The sequence below is a fragment of the Streptomyces sp. NBC_01723 genome (assembly GCF_036246005.1).
Classification (GTDB): Bacteria; Actinomycetota; Actinomycetes; order Streptomycetales; family Streptomycetaceae; genus Streptomyces.
In genome coordinates, this window is the sequence record NZ_CP109171.1 from 3,912,094 (window position 1) to 3,926,069 (window position 13,976).

Here is a 13,976-nt window from a genome sequence, read left to right on the forward strand (position 1 = left end):
GGACCGGAGCAGGAGCACGACACGGACCCCGCCGTACCGCCCGACCCGGTGCGCGACCGGTGGCGGACCGCGATGCGGCTCGCCCTGGCCGAGGCCGGGCGGGCCGCGCGGGGCGGGGACGTCCCGGTCGGCGCCGTCCTGCTGGCGCCGGACGGCCGGACCGTCCTGGCGGCCGGGCACAACGAACGCGAGGCCACCGGCGACCCGACGGCCCACGCCGAGGTGCTCGCCGTCCGGCGGGCGGCCGCGGTGCTCGGTGAGTGGCGGCTGGCCGGCTGCACGCTCGTCGTCACCCTGGAGCCGTGCACGATGTGCGCGGGGGCGCTGGTGCAGTCCCGGGTGGACCGCGTCGTCTACGGCGCGCGCGACGACAAGGCGGGCGCGGCCGGCTCCCTGTGGGACGTCGTGCGCGACCGCCGGCTCAACCACCGTCCCGAGGTGGTCGAGGGCGTGCTCGCGGACGACTGCGCCCTGCTGCTCACGGACTTCTTCCGGGACCGCTGACGGCCCCGTGCCGGGCGTCCACAACCGATTTCAAACCAGGCCGCACTCTGTTGTAAGGTCTCTCTCGGTAGCGTGTCCGAGCGGCCGAAGGAGCTCGCCTCGAAAGCGAGTGTGGCGCAAGTCACCGAGGGTTCAAATCCCTCCGCTACCGCTCTTGAAGGGCCCCGTCGAAAGACGGGGCCCTTCGTGCGATCATGTTCGACCGAAAGTCGTGCGTCGAAAGGGACAGGGGAGGCCGCGGTGGCGGTGAACTCGAAGAAGATCGCCGTCTACGTGCTCGTGGTCTTCGTGCTGTACGTGATCATCACCGATCCGGCGAAGGCCGCCGACTACGTCCAGATAGGTTTCCAGGGCATATCCGACGCGGCGGGCGCCGTGGGCGACTTCATGACCTGGGCCGCCAACGGAGGAGAGTGATGATCCGCCACCTCGTGCTGTTCAAGCTGAACGACGGCGTCGAGCGCGACGACCCGCGCGTCGTGAAGGGCGTCGAGGCCTTCCGGGCGCTCGGCAGCCAGATCGAGGAGCTGCGCTTCTGGGAGTGCGCCTGGAACATCAGCGACCGGCCCATCGCGTACGACTTCGCCATCAACTCGGCCGTGGACGACGCCGACGCCCTCACCCGCTACCTCGAACATCCGGCACACCAGGCCGGCGTCGCGCTCTGGCGCGAGTTCGCCACCTGGGTGATCGCCGACTACGAGTTCTAGCGCTTCCGGTTCCACCACGGACGGGCTCCGGTACGGCCCGCGCCCCCGGCCCGCGCTCCCCGGCCCCGCACCTGCCCGGTGCGGGGCCGTTCCGCTTTCACTCAACACGGCGTTATGCGGTGCTTGCGCACAGTGGACATGTCTTGTGATGCTATGACCGCTTTTGACGGATGAGTTGACGGAAGAGCTGACTGATCACGAGGTGGAGTTGACCGTGCCGGCCAGTACTGCGCCTCAAGCACCGCCCGCACCGCCTACCCAGGTCTCGACCGAGGCCCAGCCCCAGGAACCGGAGGCCCCCGCGCCCCCACGCAGCCGGGGCGCCGACACCCGGGCCCTGACCCAGGTGCTCTTCGGTGAACTCAAGGGCCTCACCCCGGGCACGCCGGAGCACGACCGGGTGCGCGCGGCGCTCATCGAGGCCAACCTCCCGCTGGTGCGCTACGCCGCCGCCCGCTTCCGCTCCCGCAACGAGCCGATGGAGGACGTCGTCCAGGTCGGCACCATCGGGCTCATCAACGCCATCGACCGCTTCGACCCGGAGCGGGGCGTGCAGTTCCCGACCTTCGCGATGCCCACCGTCGTCGGCGAGATCAAGCGGTACTTCCGCGACAACGTCCGCACGGTGCACGTGCCGCGCCGGCTGCACGAGCTGTGGGTGCAGGTCAACAGCGCCACCGAGGACCTGACGACCGCCTTCGGGCGCTCCCCGACCACCGCCGAGATCGCCGAGCGGCTGCGCATCACCGAGGACGAGGTGCTGTCCTGCATCGAGGCGGGACGGTCGTACCACGCCACCTCGCTGGAGGCCGCCCAGGAGGGCGACGGGCTGCCCGGGCTGCTCGACCGGCTCGGCTACGAGGACCCGGCCCTCGACGGCGTCGAACACCGCGATCTCGTACGGCACCTGCTCGTCCAGCTCCCGGAACGGGAGCAGCGGATCCTGCTGCTGCGCTACTACAGCAACCTCACCCAGTCGCAGATCAGCGCGGAACTCGGAGTCTCGCAGATGCACGTGTCGCGGCTACTGGCGCGTAGTTTCCAGCGATTGAGGTCCGCGAACCGGATCGACGCGTAGCCTCGGATCGGACTCGGGGCACGGTCGAAAGCGCGAGCGAGGCATCACCGGGACGAGCGAATCGCTCACCAGGGCCGTTGCGGGCCCAATCGGGCTGAAAGCCCGTCAGACCCCCTGTTTCCAGGGGGTATTCGCGTCTCGGATGTCGACATGTCACTACAGCGCGTTGCCGACATGTGACATTCTGCCGGAGACGCGTTTGCCGGAGCCCCGGCTCCGGTATTCAGGTGAAGGCTGCGTTCCCGGCGTGGGAGCGTGTGCCGCGACCGTCCCGCGACCCAAAGGGGGTGGCATGTCCGCAGACCAGGGCAGCTCGAAGGTGCTCGCGCTCGCGGAGAGCGAGACCGCGCCCGACACGATCGAGGCGCTCGGCCCCGTCGATGACGTCCAGGCCATCGAAGCCGTTCCGACCCTCGACGCCGTGCCGGCCCAGACGCTTCCGGCCACGGAGGCCATCGACACCCGCACCCTGTCCCGCTCCCTGTTCCTGCGGCTCGCCGCCCTCGACGAGGACAGCCCGGAACGTGGCTACGTCCGGGACACCCTGATCGAGCTCAATCTCCCGCTGGTGCGTTACGCCGCCGCGCGCTTCCGCTCCCGCAACGAGCCGATGGAGGACATCGTCCAGGTCGGCACCATCGGCCTGATCAAGGCGATCGACCGCTTCGACTGCGAACGGGGCGTGGAGTTCCCGACGTTCGCGATGCCCACCGTCGTCGGTGAGATCAAGCGGTTCTTCCGCGACACCTCGTGGTCGGTGCGCGTCCCGCGCCGCCTCCAGGAGCTGCGGCTGGCGCTGACGAAGGCCAGCGACGAGCTGTCCCAGAAGCTGGACCGGTCCCCGACGGTCGGCGAGCTGGCCACCGTCCTTGGCGTGTCCGAGGAGGACGTCGTCGACGGCCTCGCGGTGGGCAACGCCTACACCGCCTCCTCGCTGGACTCCCCCGCCCCGGAGGACGACGGCGGCGAGGGCTCGCTGGCGGACCGCCTGGGCTACGAGGACACGGCGCTGGAGGGCGTGGAGTACCGCGAGTCCCTCAAGCCGCTGCTGGCCAAGCTGCCGCCCCGGGAGCGCCGGATCATCATGCTGCGCTTCTTCGCCAACATGACCCAGTCGCAGATCGGCGAGGAGGTCGGCATCTCGCAGATGCACGTCTCCCGGCTGCTCACCCGCACCCTGTCGCAGCTGCGCGAGGGCCTCATCTCCGACTGAGCGGCAGCCCTGCGGCGCCTTGGCCAACGGCCCGGCGGTCACCGCGGCACCTCGGGGGTGCCACGGCGACCGCCGTCGCGCGCCGGGGTGTCGGTACCGGGTGCCAGGTGCCTGTCCCGGCCGGGTGCTGTGCCGGGTGCCCGTTACGGCCGGGCGCGGGCGCTGTGCCGGGTGCCCGTTACGGCCGGGCGCGGGCGCTGTGCCGGGTGCCCGTTACGGCCGGGCGCGGGTGCCGTGCCGGGTGCCCGTTACGGCCGGGCGCGGGTGCCGTGCCGGGTGCCCGTTGCGGCCGGGCGCGGGTGCCGTGCCGGGTGCCCGTTGCGGCCGGGCGCGGGTGCCGTGCCGGGTGCCTGCTCCCCGCCCAGGCGCGGGTGGCCGTCCCACTCAGGGCGGTTGCTGCGCCGGGTGGGCAGCCAGAACCGGTTCCGGGGGTTGACCGCCCGCCCGACTGCGGGGTCCTGGGCATGCCACCGGTCGGCCGAGCCGCGGTGACGCCCGGACCACTGTCCACCGGGCCACGAGGGTGCCGAGCCTTCCGTATGCCGATGGACTCGGCCGGGGGGACACCGAGCCCATCCGGATGCCGGTCTGCCGGACCACCTGGACACCCAGCCGCCCAGGTCGCAGCCCGCCGGGCCACCCCGGACGTCGGTCCGCTGGGCTGGGCGGATGCCGAGCCCACCTGGATGCCGGTCTGCCGGACCACCTGGTCACCCGAACGCCGACCCGCTGGGCCAACGGGACACCGACCCCGCCCGGATGCCGGCCCCGGGCCTCGGGACACCCAGCCGTCCGGCCCGGGCCGCCGGACCACGGGCACGCCGAGCCGCCGGACGCCGGCCGCCAGGTCGAGGCGGCACCGAGCCACGCCCGGCCGAGGGGATACGGAGCCCACCCGGAGGCAGAGGCCACGGGCGCGCCGAGCCAGCCGAGCCCCGCGCCCCTGCCCGTGGGGATACCTGCCCGCCCGAGGGCCGAGCCTCGTGCTGTCTAGCCCAGCGCCAGCCAGGCCACCGCCGCGACGACGATCACGGCGGCGACGATGCCGACGATCAGACCGACGCGAGGCCCGGAGGAGGCGGCGGGGGCCGCCTGGCGGGTCTGCGGGGCGTCGTCGACGAACGCGCGGAACATCTGAGTGCTGCCTGCGGGGTCGTTGGTGCCCTGGGGGCCCTGGTTGTTAGCCATGGGCCGAGACACTAGCGAATCCGCGGGTACCGCCCAAGTGCGGGGCTCCCGACCGGCCTTGCCCCGGCCCACGGGCCGCCACCTGCGTGTTTACTTTCGTAATACTTGCCTTTGCCAACTTTTTATGGCGCAACGACCGTTTTTGTTTGCCTGTAGCAACCAACGGAACTTATCGTTGCCCTAAGCAACGAATCGGGAGGTGCGCGCATGGCCGGGAGGGCGCAGTACGAGGAGCTGATCCGTCAGTTCAGTGCCTTCGGCGCCGTCAAGCGCGAGATGGGCCGGCTGCTGCCGGCCGACTGCCCCGGGGGTTCCGCCGCCGTGATGACACTGCTCGGCCGGCACGGGGACATGCGCATGAGCAAGCTCGCCGAGCTGCTCGCCGTGGACATGTCGGTGACCAGCCGCCATGTCGCCCACGTCGCGGACCGGGGCTGGATCGAACGCTCCCCCGACCCCGCCGACAAGCGCTCGCGCATTTTGCGCCTGACGCCCGAGGGCCAGGCCCAGCTCGACGACATCGCCGAGCGGACCACCCAGCTGCTCGCCCACCGGCTGAGCGACTGGTCCGACGACGAGGTCGGTCAGCTCTCCCGGCTCATGGCCCGCCTCAGGGCCAGCTTCGACGACTGCCGGACCCCCGCGGTCCGGCCTCCCGCACTGTCCGGGGACGAACAGTCCACCCGTACACCCGCGATCACCACGTAAGCAAAGGAAGTCCATGGCAACGACCACACCAGCCGGTGTGCGGGCTCATGCCAAGCACGGGGGAGGCTCCAACGGAGACGCTCCGATGACGCACCGGCAGATCATGGAAGCGCTGTCCGGGCTGCTGCTCGGCATGTTCTGCGCCATTCTGTCCTCGACCATCGTCACCAACGCGCTGCCCGAGATCATCGGCGACCTCGGCGGCGGCCAGAGCGCCTACACCTGGGTCGTCACCGCCTCGCTGCTGACGATGACCGCCTCGACCCCCCTGTGGGGCAAGCTCGCGGACCTCTTCAGCAAGAAGGCCCTGGTCCAGATAGCCCTGATCGTCTTCGTCATCGGCTCCGTCGTGGCCGGTCTGGCGCAGAACCCCGCGATGCTGATCACCGCGCGGGCCATCCAGGGCCTGGGCGCCGGCGGTCTCTCCGCCCTGGCGCAGATCATCATGGCCGCGATGATCGCCCCGCGTGAGCGCGGACGCTACTCCGGCTACCTGGGCGCGACCTTCGCCGTCGCCACCGTCGGCGGTCCGCTGCTCGGCGGAGTCATCACCGACACCAGCTGGCTCGGCTGGCGCTGGTGCCTCTACGTCGGCGTGCCCTTCGCGATCCTCGCCCTGATCGTGCTGCAGAAGACGCTGCACCTGCCCGTGGTCAAGCGGAAGGTGAAGGTCGACTGGGCCGGCGCCTTCTTCGTCACGGCGGCCGTCTCCCTGCTGCTCGTCTGGGTCACCTTCGCCGACGACAAGTACTCCTGGATGTCCTGGCAGACCGGCGCCATGGTCGGCGGCGCGGTCGTACTGACGCTGCTCTTCCTGCTCGTCGAGTCCAAGGCCAGCGAGCCGATCATCCCGCTGCGGCTGTTCCGCAACCGCACGATCGCCCTGGCCTCGCTGGCCTCGCTCTTCGTCGGCATCGCGATGTTCGCGGGCACCGTCTACTTCAGCCAGTACTTCCAGCTGGCCCGGGACAAGTCCCCGACCATGTCCGGCGTCATGACCATCCCGATGATCGGCGGCCTGTTCATCTCGTCGACCGTCTCCGGCATCGTCATCACCAAGACCGGCAAGTGGAAGCGCTGGCTGCTGGCCGGCGGCGTGCTGCTCACGGCGGGCCTGGGCCTGCTCAGCACCATGCGCTACGACACCGCGTACTGGCACATCGCGATCTTCATGGCGCTGATGGGTCTCGGCGTCGGCATGATGATGCAGAACCTGGTGCTCTGCACGCAGAACCAGGTGGCCCCGAGCGACCTGGGCGCGGCCTCCTCCACGGTGACCTTCTTCCGGTCCCTCGGCGGCGCGGTGGGCGTCTCGGTGCTCGGCTCCATCATGTCGACCCGGATCAGCCACTACGCCTCCGACACCATCGGGCAGCTCAGCCCGCAGGAGCAGGCGGCGGCCGCCAAGGCCTCCGGCAGCGGCGCCATCCCCGACATGGACCTGCTGCCCCACGGCATCCGCGAATGGCTGGAGAGCGCCTACGGGCACGGCATCGCCGACATCTTCCTGTACGTCGCCCCGATCGCCCTGCTCGGCTTCCTGGTGACCCTGTTCATCAAGGAGGTCCCGCTGCGCACCTCGGGCGCCCTCGCCCAGGCCGCGGAGGCCGCCGCCGAGGCCACCCCGCCCACGGCCGGCTCCCCCGCCGAGGCCACCCGGGTCGCCGACGAGCCGGTCCCGGCCGGTGCGATGGCGGCCGTGGCGGCACCCGCCGCTCCGTCGGCCGTCTCGGATACCCAGGTCGCCGCAGGTGCGGCCACCCAGCGGCTCGGCGCCGTCGCCACGGCGACCGGCTCCGGTGAGCCGACGGCGTCCGTCGCCGGTGGCATCGCGGTCCGCGGCTTCGTCCGCGGCGCCGAGTCCGCCCCGGTCCCCCGGGCCGCCGTCACGCTGATCTCGCTGGCCGGCCGACAGCTGGGCCGGTCGGTCGCCCAGGCCGACGGCTCCTACGTGCTGGACGCGCCGAGCGCGGGATCGTACGTCCTGATCGCCTCCGCCGACGGCTTCCAGCCGCAGGCCTCCACCATCGTCGTCAACGACGAGCCGGTCGCCTTCGACATCCTGCTCAGCGGGACCAGCGGCCTGACCGGTCTGGTCCGGGCGCTGGAGAACGGGCTGCCGGTCAAGGACGCCATGGTGATCGTGACCGATGTGCGCGGCGACCTGCTGGCCAGCGCCGCCACCGGTGAGCAGGGCGAGTTCTCCTTCGCCGAGCTGGTGCCGGGCACGGTGACCGTCGCGGTCAACGCCGTCGGCTACCGGCCGCGCGCCCTGCCGGTCGAGGTCGGCGGCACCGGGGTCACCCGGGTCGAGGTCGACCTCCAGGCCGGAGCCCGGGTCCAGGGCGTCGTCCGGGCGCCGCACGGCGCGCTGGCCGACGCCCGCGTCACCCTGGTCGACGCGGCGGGCAACGTGGTCGGCACGGCCACCACCGGCGCGGACGGGGCGTACGCCTTCACCGACCTGGACGCCGGTGAGTACACCGTCATCGCGACCGGCTACCCGCCGGTGGCGACGGCCCTGACGGTCGCCGGCCAGGGTGCCGACGGCCACGACATCGAGCTCGCCCACCCCGGCGAGTAGCGAGTCCCCGGCCCGTGGTGGCGTGCGCGCTCTGAGCGGAGGTGCGCCCGCCCACCACGGGCCGGCTTCTTTACGACCACTTTCTGAGCCTTTACAGGGAGAAAACGGGATGGGACTGACCGCGAGGATCCGAACGCGGGACGGATGGGCCGTGTCGCACGCGGTCGTCACGGTGACCGACATGACCGGCACTCAGGTGCTGCGCGCCGAGGCGGACACCGAGGGCACCGTGCGGAACGCCACCCCGCTCGCGCCGGGGGCGTACACCGTCATCGTCACGGCGGTCGGCTACGCGCCCGCCGCGTCCAGCGCGATCGTCACCGCGAGCGGCCGGGCCGAGGTCGGCACGGTGACGCTGGCCCGGCACGGCGGCACCGAACTGCCGCCGCCCGGACCGTGGACGGTCGACCCGGCGCACTCCGCCGTGTCCGCCGTCGCCCAGCACCTCGGCATCTCCAGCGTGCGGGGCCGCTTCACCGACTTCGCCGCCCTCGTGGAGATCGCCCCGGACGACGTCGCCAAGTCCCGGGTCGAGGCGGTGATCCGGGCCGCCTCCATCGACACCGGCAACGGCATGCGCGACACCCACCTGCGCTCGCCGGACTTCCTGGACGTCGAGCGCTTCCCGGAGATCACCTACCGCTCCACCGGGGTGTCCGAGGCGGGTGCCGACCGCTGGACCGTCCACGGCGAGCTGGGGCTGCACGGCGTCGTCCGCCCGGTCGACCTGGACCTCGCCTACCTCGGCACCGGCGCCGACCCCTGGGGCGGCACCCGGGCGGCGTTCCGCGCGACGACCGAGCTGCGCCGCGAGGACTTCGCCATGAACTACAACCAGGTCGTCCAGGCCGGCATCGCCGCCATCGGGACGACCCTCAGGGTCGAGCTGGACATCCAGGCGGTTCAGGGGGAGTCACTGCCGGCCGTCTGAGCCGTCGCGGGGCGCCCAGGCCACCAGTTCGGCGCAGAGATCCCGGAGTTTGACGTTCCGGTTCTGCGAGGCCCGGCGCAGCCGCTCCATGGCCTGGTGGGCGTCCACCCGCTCCCGGGCCATGACCATGCCGACCGCCTGGTCGATGACGCTGCGGGAGAGCAGGGCGGTGCGCACGTCGGCCGCCGAGGCCTGCTCCCGTTCGATGCGCAGGGCCTCGTTTACGGCCGCCGCCGTCCGCTCCACGAAGGCGCGGGCGGCGTCTCGTCCGTCGGCGAGGGAGTCCGGTTCGAGGCCGTAGAGGTTGAGCGCGGCGTCCGGCTCGCCGTCGACGGGCAGCGGCAGCGCCAGCACGCAGCGCACGCCGGTGCCCAGCGCGTACTCGGTGTAGGCGGGCCAGCGCGTCTCGGTCGCCAGGTCGGCCGCGTACTGCGGGGTCTGCGTGTCGGCGGCGTCCACACAGGGGCCCGAGCCGTTCTCGTACTGGCGCAGGTCCAGGCCGCTGGGCAGACCCGTGCTGCCCGCCAGGGTCATCAGCCGGTCGGACCGGCGCACCGTGACGGAGCAGGCGGCGGCGCCGGTCACCTCCGCGACCGCGCGGTCGGTCACGTCGCGCAGCAGGGTGTCGAGACCCTGGCTGCGCGCCAGCGCCCGGTCGAGGGTGTCGGGAGTCTGCGAGGTCATGCCCCTACGTCTGTCCCGTCACCGCTCATTGACGCCTCTTCCCCCCTGACCCGTGTTCGCGTCGACGATGCGCCGGGCCAGGTCGCGCAGTTTCACGTTCTCCCGCTGGGACGCCTTGACCAGGGACTCGAAGGCGCCGGCCGCGTCGATGTCCAGGCGCTCCATGAGGATGCCGGTGGCCTGGCCGATCAGGTCCCGGGTGCGCATCGCCTCGGTGAGCTGCTCGCGCACCGTCGCCGAGTCCAGGGCGAGCGAGACGTGGGCGGTGAACAGCCGTCCGATGCGGGTGGCGTCCTCGTCGAAGGCCTGCGGTTTACGCGCGTACGCCGTCAGCACGGTCAGGCGGCGCCGGTCGGCGCGCAGCCGCAGCGAGAGTGCCGAGCGCAGGCCGAGACCGGACAGGGCGGTGGCGGCGCCGTCGGCCTCGCTGTCGGCCGTCCGCACCACGGGCGTGGTCCACAGGCGCTCCCAGTCCGGGTGCGGGGTGTGGCCTCCGTGCCGGGGGTCGGCGGCGAACCGCACGGTCTCGTCGGTCCAGGCGAGGGTGCGCAGCCGGCCGCCGCGCTGGATCTCCGAGATGCCCGCGTGTTCGGCGTCGGGGAGCAGGCGCACCGCCAGCTCGACGGCGGCGTTCATGGTGTCCTCGGGGGTGCCCGTCCCGTGCAGGTGGCGTGCGGCCGCCGTCAGGGACTCGGCCAGCTCGAAGCCCACCGGAAAACGCGGCAAATCAGCAAATTCGGACGCAACCACCACGAACCTCTTCGGCATGCCCGGCCAAACGGCCGTGCGCAGGAGAGCTCCGCAGCACATTCCCGACTGCGAGCACAGGACGAACAGCACTTTAGCTGCTTGGTTGCGTGCCGGTGACGCCCGGCCGAAGGAGCGGGCGGCCGCCTTCCGTACCGCCCGGCCGCGTGGTGGAATGGGCAGCGGGTCAGGAAGCGGCCCGGCCTTAAACCGGACGGACATCTGTCAGGTGAGTGCTGTGACCTTCCTCCCCCCGCCCAGCGGGCGGCGCGAGCCGTGTGATCCACCCGGCTGCGTGGTGCTCGACATGCCCGGCGAGATCGACTTCTGCAACGCCTCGGGGCTGCTGCCGCTGATCATGGCCGCCGTGGACCAGCGGTCCGCCGGCTTCCGCCTCCTCGTCCTGGACCTGTCCGCGACCCGCTTCATGGACTCCCAGGGCGTCCGCCTCCTCACCGCGGTACGCCACCACCTCCCCACCGAAGCCCGCCTACGGGTGGTGGCCGCCCCGAAGACCGTACCGAGCCGCGTTCTGGAGCTCTCCGGCCTACGCCGCGACGTCCCGGTGCACGACAACCTCGCGGAGGCGTTGCGCGCGGGGAGTGTCACAGGGGCTTAGGACCTGCGCGACGGCGCGCCGCCCGGCGGGACGGCCGGCCCTCGCCGGGGCGTGGCGGCCTAGGCTGGTCGTATGGCACCGAACATCGCGACGAACACCCGTGTCTCCCTCGCCGAGTTGCTGGACTTCGTCCGCCCCCGGCACCGGGCGATCCTGCTCACCCGGCGGGGCGACGGCGGCCCCCAGGCGTCGCCGCTGACCTGCGGGGTCGACGACTCCGGCCGGATCGTCGTCTCCACCTACCCGGAGCGGGCCAAGACCCGTAACGCGCGCCGCGACCCGCGGGTCAGCCTCCTCGTGCTCAGCGACGAGTGGAACGGCCCCTGGGTCCAGATCGACGGCACGGCGGAGGTCATCGACTCGCCCGACTCCGTGGAGCCGTTGGTGGAGTACTTCCGCAACATCTCCGGCGAGCACCCCGACTGGGACGAGTACCGGGAGGCCATGGTCCGGCAGGGCAAGTCGATCGTCCGGGTGACGCCGGAGCGGTGGGGGCCGGTGGCGACCGGCGGCTTCCCGGCGCGGCTGGCGGCGGACGACTGAGAGCGCCCGGCGGGCGACGGCTGACGCGGGGTCAGCCGCGTTCGACCATCGCCTCGATGCCCGCGACCAGCAGGTCGAGCGCGAACTCGAAGTCCCGGTCGAGCATCTCCGCGACGGTGCCGCCGCCGCGGGCCGCCATGATCTCCTGGGCCTCCCCGATGACGTCCGCGGTGTCGGGCACCTCGGTCGCCGCGTCCATCGAGTCCTGGAAGTACTCGTCCGGGCTCCGGCCGCGGTCCGCCGCCCGGGCGAGGAAGCGGCCCTCGACGGTGCCGTAGCCGTTGACGAACTGGAAGACGGCGGAGATGGCCCCCGTCAGCCGGTGCTCTGGCAGGCCGCTGCCGCGCATGACGGCCTGCACGGCCCGGGAGAACGCCAGCGAGTGGGGCCCGATGTTGAGGTACGTGCCCAGCAGCGGGGCCAGCCACGGGTGACGCACCAGCAGGGCGCGGTTCTCCCTGGCCAGCGTGCGCAACTGGGCGCGCCAGTCCCGGCCGGCCTCCGGGTCGGGACGGCTCAGCTCGCCGAAGACCGCGTCCAGGGCGAGTTCGAGCAGCTCGTCCTTGGTGTCGACGTACCAGTAGACGGACATCGCGGTGACGTTCAGCTCGGCGGCCAGGCGGCGCATGGAGAAGCCCGCCAGTCCCTCGGCGTCCAGCAGCCGGACCGTGGCCGCGGTGATGCGCTCCCGGTCCAGCCCCGACGGCTGCCCACCCCGCCGCCCGCCGCGGCGCTCCGCGTCCGCCATCCAGACACTGGCCCGGGGCCCCTGCCGCCCTGCCTTCGCCATGCGCGTCTTCTCCTCGACTCTTCGAACGCCGGTCAGCCGCACGCCCCATGAGGGGCGCGGGGAACGGCGCGACCAGCCACGACGGGCCGACAGCCGCACGACTACCCTGCCACCCCGCCCCTCAGGCGGCCAGCTTCTCCGCCCGCCGCAGCAGCACCGCCGCCACCACCCCACCGAGCAGCACGGCCACCGCTCCCACCAACTGACTGCTCTCGAGGCCGGAGGAGTACGCGTCGATCACCCGCTCCCGCTCCGCCTCGCCCTCCGCCGTGGCCAGAGCGCCCGGCAACGACGTCGCCGCGACGGGCACCAGCGCCGCGAACCGCGAGTTCAGCACCGCCCCCAGCACGGCCACCCCCAGCCCGTTGCCGAACTCCGCCAACGTACCGTTCACCCCCGCGCCGACCCCGGCCTTGGCCGCCGGAATCGCGCTCATCAGGGCGTGTGCCATGGCCGGGTTGCCGAGCGCGCACCCCACGCCGATCAGCAGCAGCCCCAGCAGCGTGCCGGCGTAGCCCTGCCCGGCCATCGTGGCGATGCACACCAGGCCCGCCGCCATCAGCACCATGCTCAGCAGCACCGCCACCGGCGTGCCCAGCCGGGCCAGCCACTTCGCCGCCACGCCGGAGAAGTTGAGCAGCACCACCGTCAGGGCGAGCGGCGCCGTGCGCAGCCCCGCCTCCAACGGGCCGTATCCGAGCACGAACTGGAGGTGCTGGGTCAGCAGGAACAGCGCGCCGCCCATCCCGAAGGTGATCAGCACCAGACCGGCCACCGCGCCCGTGAACCGCAGGTCGCGGAAGAACTGGAGGTCGAGCATCGGATACGGGACCCGGCTCTCCCAGTACGCGAAGAGACCGAGCACCCCCACCGCGACGGCGGCCGTGGCCAGGACCCTGCCCGACGACCAGCCGTGCTCGGGGCCGGAGATGATCGCGTAGACGAGCGCGGCCATGCCGATCGTGGAGAGTACGGCGCCGAGCAGATCGGGGCGGTCGCCCCGCCGGTCCTTCGACTCGGGGACCAGGGTCACGACCGCGACCAGACCGAGGGCGACGACCGGCAGGTTGATCAGGAAGATCGCGCCCCACCAGAAGTGGTCGAGGACGAACCCGCCGATCAGCGGACCGCAGGCGAAGCCGAGCGCGCTGACCGCGCTCCAGATGCCGATGGCCTTCGCGTGCTCGGCGGGTGCGAAGATCTGCATGACCACGGCGAGCGTGGTGGTCAGCAGCAGGGCGCCGCCGACACCCATCCCGGCCCGTGCCGCGATCAGCTGGCCGGTGGTCTCCGCGAGCCCCGCGGCCAGCGAGCCCAGGCCGAACAGGGCGAGGCCGGTCGCGAGCATCTTCTTGCGGCCGTAACGGTCGGCGGCGCTGCCCGCGGTGAGCAGCAGGCCGGACTGGACCAGCGAGTAGGCGTTGATCATCCACTGGATGTCGGAGGTGGCCGCGCCCAGTTCGCCGGTGAGCGAGGGGATGGCCACGTTGAGCACGGTGTTGTCCAGGACCACCGTGAGCTGGGCGAGGCTGATGACACCGAGGATCAGCCAGCGCTGCGGGTGGCCCTGGACCGTGGGAGCGGCCTTCTGTTCCTGGGAGGACGTCGTCATACTGTACAGCGTATAGGGACTCCCATACGCTGTACAGCTGAACGCCGCGCAACAGAGCGGGCTCC

General features: G+C 72.2%; 15 protein-coding genes and 1 tRNA gene. 11 read left to right on the forward strand and 5 right to left on the reverse strand.

Features of this window, described 5'->3' with window-relative positions:
* The first annotated feature begins 72 nt into the window (after positions 1-72).
* From tadA to OIE75_RS18010, 6 genes are all read left to right on the forward strand, one after another.
* Positions 73-504, forward strand: a complete 432-nt coding sequence (gene tadA / locus OIE75_RS17985; RefSeq protein WP_307018009.1) for a tRNA adenosine(34) deaminase TadA — start codon at positions 73-75, stop codon at positions 502-504.
* Positions 505-570: 66 nt separating this feature from the next.
* Positions 571-655, forward strand: a tRNA-Ser gene (locus OIE75_RS17990).
* Between the two features lie 89 nt (positions 656-744).
* A complete protein-coding gene (locus tag OIE75_RS17995) occupies positions 745-921 on the forward strand; it encodes a hypothetical protein (protein WP_052836888.1) in 177 nt (58 codons plus the stop codon).
* Complete coding sequence (locus OIE75_RS18000; protein ID WP_329471465.1) at positions 921-1,214, forward strand: Dabb family protein; 294 nt, start codon at positions 921-923, stop codon at positions 1,212-1,214. Before OIE75_RS17995 ends, OIE75_RS18000 begins: the two co-directional genes overlap by 1 nt.
* A gap of 214 nt (positions 1,215-1,428) precedes the next feature.
* The gene (locus OIE75_RS18005) at positions 1,429-2,292 is read left to right on the forward strand and encodes an RNA polymerase sigma factor SigF (protein WP_307013624.1); all 864 of its coding nucleotides are present in this window, start codon (positions 1,429-1,431) and stop codon (positions 2,290-2,292) included.
* A 292-nt stretch (positions 2,293-2,584) separates the two neighbouring features.
* Positions 2,585-3,505 carry an RNA polymerase sigma factor SigF gene (locus OIE75_RS18010; RefSeq protein ID WP_329471466.1) on the forward strand — a complete coding sequence of 307 codons (921 nt, stop codon included), beginning with the start codon at positions 2,585-2,587 and terminating at the stop codon, positions 3,503-3,505.
* A gap of 990 nt (positions 3,506-4,495) precedes the next feature.
* Here the strand turns inward: OIE75_RS18010 and OIE75_RS18015 are convergent.
* Complete coding sequence (locus tag OIE75_RS18015) at positions 4,496-4,693, reverse strand: hypothetical protein (protein ID WP_163015840.1); 198 nt, start codon at positions 4,691-4,693, stop codon at positions 4,496-4,498.
* Between the two features lie 207 nt (positions 4,694-4,900).
* On the opposite strand from OIE75_RS18015, the gene OIE75_RS18020 reads away from it, so the two are divergent.
* The 3 genes from OIE75_RS18020 (at position 4,901) to OIE75_RS18030 (ending at position 8,916) form a co-directional block, all read left to right on the forward strand.
* The gene (locus OIE75_RS18020; protein WP_307013627.1) at positions 4,901-5,401 is read left to right on the forward strand and encodes a MarR family winged helix-turn-helix transcriptional regulator; all 501 of its coding nucleotides are present in this window, start codon (positions 4,901-4,903) and stop codon (positions 5,399-5,401) included.
* Between the two features lie 13 nt (positions 5,402-5,414).
* The gene (locus OIE75_RS18025) at positions 5,415-7,985 is read left to right on the forward strand and encodes an MFS transporter (protein ID WP_329471467.1); all 2,571 of its coding nucleotides are present in this window, start codon (positions 5,415-5,417) and stop codon (positions 7,983-7,985) included.
* 109 nt (positions 7,986-8,094) lie between these two features.
* Complete coding sequence (locus OIE75_RS18030) at positions 8,095-8,916, forward strand: YceI family protein (protein ID WP_329471468.1); 822 nt, start codon at positions 8,095-8,097, stop codon at positions 8,914-8,916.
* Here the strand turns inward: OIE75_RS18030 and OIE75_RS18035 are convergent.
* On the reverse strand, positions 8,899-9,600 hold the full coding sequence (locus OIE75_RS18035; RefSeq protein ID WP_329471469.1) for a GAF and ANTAR domain-containing protein: 702 nt from the start codon (positions 9,598-9,600) through the stop codon (positions 8,899-8,901). The two genes, OIE75_RS18030 and OIE75_RS18035, sit on opposite strands and share 18 nt — an antisense overlap.
* A gap of 18 nt (positions 9,601-9,618) precedes the next feature.
* Positions 9,619-10,368, reverse strand: a complete 750-nt coding sequence (locus OIE75_RS18040) for an ANTAR domain-containing protein (protein WP_307013633.1) — start codon at positions 10,366-10,368, stop codon at positions 9,619-9,621.
* A gap of 217 nt (positions 10,369-10,585) precedes the next feature.
* Here OIE75_RS18040 and OIE75_RS18045 point away from each other — a divergent pair, with 217 nt between their 5' ends.
* Together OIE75_RS18045 and OIE75_RS18050 are read left to right on the forward strand one after the other, a co-directional pair.
* Entirely contained in the window at positions 10,586-10,966 is a 381-nt protein-coding gene (locus tag OIE75_RS18045) for an STAS domain-containing protein (RefSeq protein WP_307013634.1), read from the forward strand.
* Between the two features lie 72 nt (positions 10,967-11,038).
* Positions 11,039-11,509, forward strand: coding sequence for a PPOX class F420-dependent oxidoreductase (locus tag OIE75_RS18050; RefSeq protein ID WP_122616469.1), 471 nt, complete (start codon positions 11,039-11,041; stop codon positions 11,507-11,509).
* Between the two features lie 31 nt (positions 11,510-11,540).
* On the opposite strand, the gene OIE75_RS18055 is transcribed toward OIE75_RS18050, so the two are convergent.
* The gene (locus OIE75_RS18055) at positions 11,541-12,299 is read right to left on the reverse strand and encodes a TetR/AcrR family transcriptional regulator (protein ID WP_329471470.1); all 759 of its coding nucleotides are present in this window, start codon (positions 12,297-12,299) and stop codon (positions 11,541-11,543) included.
* 121 nt (positions 12,300-12,420) lie between these two features.
* Positions 12,421-13,911, reverse strand: coding sequence for an MFS transporter (locus OIE75_RS18060; RefSeq protein WP_307013639.1), 1,491 nt, complete (start codon positions 13,909-13,911; stop codon positions 12,421-12,423).
* Positions 13,912-13,976: the final 65 nt, after the last annotated feature.

What these genes read in the sequence shown, in the direction of transcription:
- tadA (WP_307018009.1), top strand. Translation starts at nt 73, where the DNA reads ATGCGGCTCGCCCTGGCCGAGGCCGGGCGGGCCGCGCGGGGCGGGGAC.
- OIE75_RS18000 (WP_329471465.1), top strand. Translation starts at nt 921, where the DNA reads ATGATCCGCCACCTCGTGCTGTTCAAGCTGAACGACGGCGTCGAGCGC.
- OIE75_RS18010 (WP_329471466.1), top strand. Translation starts at nt 2,585, where the DNA reads ATGTCCGCAGACCAGGGCAGCTCGAAGGTGCTCGCGCTCGCGGAGAGC.
- OIE75_RS18015 (WP_163015840.1), bottom strand. Translation starts at nt 4,693, where the DNA reads ATGGCTAACAACCAGGGCCCCCAGGGCACCAACGACCCCGCAGGCAGC.
- OIE75_RS18020 (WP_307013627.1), top strand. Translation starts at nt 4,901, where the DNA reads ATGGCCGGGAGGGCGCAGTACGAGGAGCTGATCCGTCAGTTCAGTGCC.
- OIE75_RS18025 (WP_329471467.1), top strand. Translation starts at nt 5,415, where the DNA reads ATGGCAACGACCACACCAGCCGGTGTGCGGGCTCATGCCAAGCACGGG.
- OIE75_RS18030 (WP_329471468.1), top strand. Translation starts at nt 8,095, where the DNA reads ATGGGACTGACCGCGAGGATCCGAACGCGGGACGGATGGGCCGTGTCG.
- OIE75_RS18035 (WP_329471469.1), bottom strand. Translation starts at nt 9,600, where the DNA reads ATGACCTCGCAGACTCCCGACACCCTCGACCGGGCGCTGGCGCGCAGC.
- OIE75_RS18040 (WP_307013633.1), bottom strand. Translation starts at nt 10,368, where the DNA reads ATGCCGAAGAGGTTCGTGGTGGTTGCGTCCGAATTTGCTGATTTGCCG.
- OIE75_RS18050 (WP_122616469.1), top strand. Translation starts at nt 11,039, where the DNA reads ATGGCACCGAACATCGCGACGAACACCCGTGTCTCCCTCGCCGAGTTG.
- OIE75_RS18055 (WP_329471470.1), bottom strand. Translation starts at nt 12,299, where the DNA reads ATGGCGAAGGCAGGGCGGCAGGGGCCCCGGGCCAGTGTCTGGATGGCG.
- OIE75_RS18060 (WP_307013639.1), bottom strand. Translation starts at nt 13,911, where the DNA reads ATGACGACGTCCTCCCAGGAACAGAAGGCCGCTCCCACGGTCCAGGGC.